This window comes from Streptomyces herbicida, assembly GCF_032656585.1.
Lineage (GTDB): Bacteria > Actinomycetota > Actinomycetes > Streptomycetales > Streptomycetaceae > Streptomyces > Streptomyces herbicida.
Window position 1 is genome coordinate 1 of record NZ_JAUYWJ010000095.1, and the last position, 865, is coordinate 865.

Annotated in this window: 1 protein-coding gene; it reads right to left on the reverse strand. The window is 64.6% G+C overall.

Annotation, left to right across the window (positions count from 1 at the left end; translation table 11 throughout):
• A partial coding sequence (locus Q8A52_RS48875; protein WP_316765159.1) for a condensation domain-containing protein occupies positions 1–865 on the reverse strand: 865 nt, incomplete at both ends.

Here is an 865-nt window from a genome sequence, read left to right on the forward strand (position 1 = left end):
GTTGGTGTTCTTCGGGGGTGAGGAGGTTGATGGTGTTGAGTGGTTGGTCGGGGTGGGTGGTGGCTGTTTCGAGTAGTTGGGTCCAGCGGTTGAGGAGGGTGTGGATGGTGGGTGGGTCGTAGAGGTCGCTGGAGTATTCGATGGCGCCGGTGATGCCGTGGGGTTCGCCGTGGGGTCCGCGTTGTTCGGCGAGGCTGATGAAGAGGTCGAATTTGGCGGTGTGGGTGCGGCCGGGGGTGATGTCGATGTGGAGGCCGGGGAGGTGGAAGGTGGCTTCGGGGGCGTTTTGGAGGGCGAGCATGATTTGGAAGAGGGGGTGGTGGGAGAGGGTGCGGGTGGGGTTGAGGTGTTCGACGAGGTATTCGAAGGGGACGTCTTGGTGGGCGTAGGCGTGGAGGGAGGTGTCGCGGACGCGGTTGATGAGTTGGGTGAAGGTGGGGTTGTTGCTGGTGTCGGTGCGTAGGACGAGGGTGTTGACGAAGAAGCCGATGAGGTGGTCGAGGTTGTGGTCGGTGCGTCCGGCGATGGGGCTGCCGAGGGGGATGTCGTGGCCGGCGCCGAGGCGGGTGAGGAGGGCGGCGAGTCCTGCTTGGAGGACCATGAAGAGGCTGGCGCCTGTTTGGCGGGCGAGGTCGGTGAGGCGTTGGTGGAGGGTGGTGTCGATGTCGATGGTGAGGTAGTCGCCGCGGTAGGTCATGACGGTGGGGCGGGGTCGGTCGGTGGGGATGGTGAGCTGGTCGGGGATTGCGTTGAGTTGGTTGGTCCAGTAGGTGATCTGGGTGGCGAAGAGGCTGTCGGGGTCGTTCTGGTCGCCGAGGAGTTCGTTCTGCCACAGGGTGTAGTCGGCGTACTGGACGGGCAGGGG